The following is a 6,376-nucleotide window of genomic DNA, read 5'->3' on the forward strand; positions in this document are numbered from 1 at the left end:
ACACTCCAGAAAGGGTTGTTTTTGCCTGTTTTCTAGGCTTCGACTTCCGCCACTTGATTGAAGTACTTCGACCGATCCGGCGTAAACGTCACCACCATGTTGGTCCGCGAACAGGTCAACGCCCGTTCTTCACCCAAATCAACATCCAGATCTTCCCCGCGCAACCCTTGCCACTGAGCGAGGTACTTGAGGGATCCGTATTTTTCGAGTTTCTTCAGGCTGCGGCTGACGCCACCTTTCCAGCCCAGCACCGGAAGTTCGCCGGCAAGGCTGCGTTGGGCGAGTTCGGGGAAACGGGCGGCGCGTTGGCGGCCGATCTCCCAGCATTTGATCAGGCCCTTGTCCTGGCCTTCCCACAATTCATCCCGGTTCAGACCTGACCGGAGTGGGGTGTCGATGCTGCGGTGGATGCGCTGGGTCATTCTGGTTCCTTGAATTCGGGTTTTGTTGGACAGCTCCGCTGTACCCGTTGACGGTCGATGGTAGGTGGGGAAGTTACGGCTGGCAACAAAGAATTTTTCGGTAGTGAACGCGGGGTTTGTTTAACAAATGCAGGACTTCGGACTTCATAAACCTGTGGCGAGGGCGGTCTCAAGGCTGCCAGACATTTTTTTCCCGACTCAACTTCCGATCCAGGAAACTGGCCGCACTGATCAATGCCAAATGCGTCAGCGCTTGCGGCGTATTGCCCAGATGCCGCGCATGGCTGTCGAACTCTTCGGCGTACAACCCCAGCGTGTTGGCGTACCTCAGCAGCTGTTCAAATTCCAGATGAGCCTTTTCCAGCCGGCCGGCGCGGGCCAGGCATTCGACGTACCAGAATGAGCATGCGGCGAAGGCGCCTTCGGTGCCGTCGAGGCCGTCGATTCGGGCGTCGTCATTGCGATAGCGGTAAACCATTCCATCGCGCACCAGATTCTTTTCGATGGCGTCGAGGGTCGCGAGCCAGCGCGGGTCTTTGGCGCTGACGAAGCGCACCAGCGGCATCAGCAGCATCGAGCCATCGAGCGCGGTACCGCCCTTGTACTGAACGAAATGCCCGCGTTCTTCGTTCCAGAAGTTTTCCCAGATGTCCGCGTAGATCGCCTGTCGGGTCTGGTCCCAGCGGGCGAACGGGGCGGGCAGCGAGCGTTTTGAGGCGAGGCGAATGGCCCGGTCCAGCGCGACCCAGCACATCAGCCGCGAGTGCAGGAAGTGATGCTGTTCGCCGCGCATTTCCCATATACCGACGTCCTCTTGTTCCCAGGTTTCGCAGACCTGATCGACCACTTCCACGGTATGTATCCAGCCTTCGTGGGAGATGGCGTCGCCATATTTGTTGACCAGGTACACCGCGTCCATCAATTCGCCAAAGATGTCGAGCTGGACCTGGTCGTAAGCCTGATTACCGATCCGTACCGGTGTTGCGCCGCCATGACCGGAGAGGTGCGAGAGTTCGGTTTCCGGCAGTTCCTGACGGCCATCGATGGCATAGAGGATATTGAGTTTCATCGGTTTGCCGTGGCAATCGCTGACCCGCCCGCGCAGCCAGCGCATGTAGTCATTGGCTTCCTGAACGAAGCCCAGGCGCATGAACGCGTAGACGGTGAACGAGGCGTCGCGGATCCACGTGTAGCGGTAGTCCCAGTTGCGCTCGCCGCCAGGTGTTTCCGGCAGGCCGAAGGTCGCGGCGGCGAGGATTGCGCCATGCTTGCGGGAGGTCAGCAGCTTCAACGCCAAGGCCGAGCGATTGACCATCTCCCGCCAGCGGCCGCGGTAGTTGGATTGGCCGATCCAGTCACGCCAGAACTTCAGGGTCCGTTCCAGGCAGATCGCGGCGGCGCCTTCCTTGAATCGCGGATCGTCGATACCACCCAGCATGAACTCGGCGCTCTGGTCCTGTTCGAGGGTGAATTCGGCGACTGCCGCATGGCCGTCGATACGTAAAACCTGGTCCGAAGTCAGGCGCAGGGAAGGCTGATCGGCGGCCTCGAAAGTCACGTCCTCTTCATCCATGCGTGCGCGGGTCTTGGCGCGAGCGTAGTCATGGCGCACGGCGCAACGCATGTGAAACGTTGCCTGTCCGCTGACCACACGCACCCGGCGCATCAGCACCGGCGTGTCATCTTCGCTGTCGCCAATGGGCAGCAGGTCGGTGACTTCGACGACCGCGCGATCGCTGAGCCAACGGGTTTGCAGCACATTGGTGTCGGGCAGGTAAATCTGCTCGCGGCGAGCGTCGGGTAAATCCGGGGACAGCTGGAAAATCCCGGCCTCTGGCGTGTCCAGCAGCGAACAGAAAATCGACGGGCTGTCGAATTCCGGCCAGCAGAAAAAGTCCACGCTGCCCTTGTCGTTGACCAGTGCCGCGCTGCGCATGTCGCCGATGATGCCATGGGCATCGATAGCGCTTTGTCGTTCGGGATGATGATCAGCCATTGCCGCGAAACTCCGGATAAAGGCTCATGCCGCCGTCGATGAACAGGGTAGTGCCAACGATGTAGTCGGACGCATCGGAGGCCAGAAAGACCACCGCGTTGGCGATGTCCTCGACATCGCCGACTCGGCCGTAGGGGATGAGTTTGAGCAGTTCCTGTTCCTGGTCGCCTTCGGTGGCGGCTCGGTTTATGGCCGTACGAATCGCCCCCGGTGCGATGCCGTTGATGCGGATGCGTTGGTGGCTGACTTCCTGGGCCAGGGTTTGCATCAACATGTCGACGCCACCCTTGGACGCGGCGTAATTGACGTGACCGGCCCAGGGAATGCGCTGGTGCACCGAACTCATGTGGATGATCTTGCCCGCGGCCCGCGAGACTCCATCGCGAATGCCTTGCCGGTTGAAAATTCGCAGGGCGGCGCGGGCGCAGAGGAACTGGCCGGTGAGGTTGACGCCAATCACCTGGTTCCAGTCGTCGAGACTCATGTCCACGGCCGATGCGTCTTTCTGCATGCCTGAGTTGGCGACCAGAATGTCCAGAAAACCGAAGGCTTCGAGGGTTTGTGAGAATAACCGTTCGACGTCTGCTTCTTTGGAGACGTCGGCGCCAATGGCGATGGCCCGACCGCCTTCAGCATTGATCGTCCGGGCCAGCTCCTCGGCGGGGGCGGCCTGGGAATTGTAGTTGATCACCACGGCGGCACCGGCGGCGGCCAGGGCCTTGGCCGCGCCGGCACCGATGCCGGAACTGGCACCGGTGACCAGTGCCACTTGTTGGTCGAGAGAAATCTGCATGAAGGATAAAGCCTTGAATAGAGGGCTTAACTAGCTGACTGGCACGCGGTGGCGAGAGTTCAGATCCTGCCACGAAAAGATCTTCATCTGCGACCACAGGCCTTATCCCATAGGGCAGACAGTCATGTATTCAAGCTTCGGTCCGGTAGCGGCCACTGTGGCGATGCCACTCCAGACTTCCTGCCACCCAGCTTTTCACGCCTGCCAGAAAACGCTTGAGCAAGGGCGAAGCATCCACGAGCAGCTCCTTTTCGGCGGCTTCATACAGGCGCATGACGTCGTCATGAATGGTCGCGCTCAGCTTCATGGCTTGTTCGATAGAGCATTGCCTCTCATTTGCGAGCAGCAACGGCAGATTGAAGTCACCGACTTGGGCAAGGTTTTCCTTGGGCGCCGAATACAGGTCGTTGGCGATGATTGTCGCACTGGCCGCCAACGTGGTGACGCGGCGCACCGCGGGAGAGGAATAGACATTGGCCGCAAGCTCATAGCCGCCGATGACGTCAATCAGCGACATGCAGGGCAGAAAACTATTGGTCTGGCGCTGGGCCAGATATTCCCAGAGGGCAGGTGTGACGCCACTGAAGCGCCAGGCCGCTTCGGCGGTCATGGTAACGAACATGGCGATGATTTCATGACGGACCCTGGCGATCTGGGTGAACGTGGCGAACTCGGCGACGCGTGCCATGTACGCGCGCAGGCCTACCAGCACTGGGTCGCTTTCCAGGGCAGTTTCAAGTTCCAGGCGATAATCCTCGGTCAAATGCACAGGTTCCAGCGCGGCGAGCGCGACGGACAGGCGAGGACCGACCAGTGCCGGTATGGATCCGGTACGTTCATCGTCGCAGTAGTAGTCGTCCACGGCGAATAACGCGGCGATGCATTGAGCGGATACAAGCAGGCGATCAGGATTGTCGGTGTCCGTGTGGCACAACATGGCGAACCGACCGAACCCCGATGCACGAATTTTTTGCTGTTGACCAGCGAAAATGCCGGTTTTTTCAATCCAGTGCATGAGCCGGTCATCGACCTCTGACGCGAGTGTTTCATTGATTCGCAAAGGAGCCACGCAATGCAGTGGCGGTACCTGCCAGTTCGAGACTGCCTGGCTGCGCGGTGCGCCGCTCCGCGCGAGCTCATGCCATTGGCGTATGCCGTTCAGGCCGAAGTGTTCGAATATCTTGCGAAACCATGCGGTAAACGTCTGCGGTGCCGCATTGATGGCGGCAGGAATTATCGAGAGATCCATCCAACGCCAGTTTTCGGCCTCTTCCGAGTTGGCGATGGGATCGATATCGCAGACGCCAGCAAATACATGATCGTATTCGTGCTCGATAAGTTGGTTCGAGACGGGCTCGTGATAGAGCAGTGTCGAGACCTTGAACAATTTGCAGGTGATGCCCATTTCTTCGCGCAACCGCCGTTGCGCCGCTGCGAGCGTTCGCTCACCCAAGCGAGGATGGCCACAACAGGTATTGGTCCACAGCCCCGCCGAATGGTATTTGCCAAGCGCGCGTTGTTGCAGCAGCAGATGCCCGTTGCGATCGAAAACGAAAATGGAAAATGCGCGGTGTCGCAGGCCTTGTTGATGGACCTGCAACTTGGGGGCGAAGCCGGTCTGGCGATCTTTCGGGCTGACCAGAATCAGTAACTCTTCCATAGCAAGACTCCTGCGTGCCTTCGCTACTGGACATTACTTCGGACCAGACTTCGTAGTGAACTTCAGACTAGTTTTCGGGAACAGAAAATCTAGTTCAGTTTCGATGGCGCCGCAAGGCATTGCAGACGCTTGCGCCCGGGTACTTTTTACTGCCAGTCGGGTTTATGGCACCGTGCATCCGCAAAGGATGAGAGGACTCCATGGCAAACCCCTACCGCGAATTATTCAACTCCCCGGGCGCTCGAGCTTTTGTGCTGGCCGGGATGATCGCGCGCATGCCGATTTCCATGACCGGCATCGGCCTGATCACGATGCTCTCGCAATTGCAGGGTGGCTATGGACTGGCCGGCGCCGTGGCGGCGACGTTTGCCCTGGCCACGGCGTTTTGTGCGCCGCAGGTTTCGCGGCTGGTGGACCGCTTCGGGCAGCGCCGGATCTTGCCAGTCTCGGCGCTGATCGGTGGCGGGGCGTTGCTGCTGGTGTTGCTTTGCACTCGCTTGCAGGCGCCGCAGTGGACGTTGTTTGTGTTTGCCGCGCTGGCCGGTTGCATGCCGAGCATGTCGGCGATGGTGCGGGCGCGCTGGACCGAGGTGTATCGCGGCCAACCTGAACTGCAAACCGCTTATGCGTTGGAGTCGGTGTTGGACGAGGTCTGTTTTATTGTCGGGCCGCCACTGTCGGTGGGATTGTGTGTGGTGGCATTCCCCGAGGCCGGGCCGTTGGCGGCGTTGTTGATGCTGGCGATCGGGGTGACGGCGTTTGTGCTGCAACGTGACACCGAGCCGGCGATTCATCCTCATGAAGACCATCATCAGGCCTCGATCATTCGCTCCAGCGAGATTCAGTTACTGATGCTGTTGATGGTCGCCATGGGCACCATCGTCGGCGTGGTGGATGTGGTCAGCGTGGCGTTCGCCCAGCAGCAGGGCCAGCCAGCGGCGGCGAGCATTGTGTTGTCGGTGTATGCCGTCGGCTCGTGCCTGGCGGGGTTGGCGTTCGGGGCGTTGCGCTCGAAACTGCCACTGCCGCGACTGTTTCTTTACGGTGGAGTGGCGACGGCGGTGACCACGTTGCCGTTGCTGCTGGCGACGAACATTCTCGGGCTGGCGCTGGCGGTGTTCGTCGCCGGGTTGTTCTTTGCGCCGACCCTGATTGTGGCGATGGCGTTGGTGGAGCGCATCGTGCCGCCGGCCAAACTCACTGAAGGCCTGACCTGGCTGGTGACCGGGTTGAGCATTGGTGTGGCGATTGGTGCGGCCAGTTCCGGGTGGCTGGTGGATGCATTTGGAGCGCGTAGCGGGTTCTGGGTGGCGATTGCGGCTGGTGCCGTGGTCCTCGGATCGGCGGTGCAAAGCTTCCGCCACTTGAAATGATGAATAAATGTGGGAGCGGGCTTGCTCGCGAAGAGGCCAGTCCAGGCAACAAAAGGCTAGGGTTTAACTTTTCGCCCAGCCATGTGCTTCAAATACCCCACCAACCTCTCCAGATCCCCGTCCGGCAACACC

5 protein-coding genes are annotated in these 6,376 nt (G+C 59.9%); 1 reads left to right on the forward strand and 4 read right to left on the reverse strand.

Annotated elements, in window-relative coordinates:
- Positions 1–32: 32 nt before the first annotated feature.
- The 4 genes from FQ187_RS27705 to FQ187_RS27720 form a co-directional block, all read right to left on the reverse strand.
- Positions 33–422 carry a hypothetical protein gene (locus FQ187_RS27705; protein ID WP_149631914.1) on the reverse strand — a complete coding sequence of 130 codons (390 nt, stop codon included), beginning with the start codon at positions 420–422 and terminating at the stop codon, positions 33–35.
- Positions 423–591: 169 nt separating this feature from the next.
- The gene (locus FQ187_RS27710) at positions 592–2,418 is read right to left on the reverse strand and encodes a glycoside hydrolase family 15 protein (protein WP_149631915.1); all 1,827 of its coding nucleotides are present in this window, start codon (positions 2,416–2,418) and stop codon (positions 592–594) included.
- Positions 2,411–3,211, reverse strand: a complete 801-nt coding sequence (locus FQ187_RS27715; RefSeq protein ID WP_149631916.1) for a glucose 1-dehydrogenase — start codon at positions 3,209–3,211, stop codon at positions 2,411–2,413. The genes FQ187_RS27710 and FQ187_RS27715 overlap by 8 nt, the downstream gene beginning before the upstream one ends.
- A 130-nt stretch (positions 3,212–3,341) precedes the next feature.
- Positions 3,342–4,871, reverse strand: coding sequence for a family 2 encapsulin nanocompartment cargo protein terpene cyclase (locus tag FQ187_RS27720; protein ID WP_149631917.1), 1,530 nt, complete (start codon positions 4,869–4,871; stop codon positions 3,342–3,344).
- A gap of 200 nt (positions 4,872–5,071) precedes the next feature.
- Here FQ187_RS27720 and FQ187_RS27725 point away from each other — a divergent pair, with 200 nt between their 5' ends.
- Positions 5,072–6,244 (forward strand): MFS transporter, encoded by a 1,173-nt coding sequence (locus FQ187_RS27725; RefSeq protein ID WP_149631918.1) that lies wholly within the window; start codon positions 5,072–5,074, stop codon positions 6,242–6,244.
- Positions 6,245–6,376: the final 132 nt, after the last annotated feature.

This window comes from Pseudomonas sp. ANT_J28, from assembly GCF_008370005.1.
Taxonomy (GTDB): domain Bacteria; phylum Pseudomonadota; class Gammaproteobacteria; order Pseudomonadales; family Pseudomonadaceae; genus Aquipseudomonas; species Aquipseudomonas frigoris.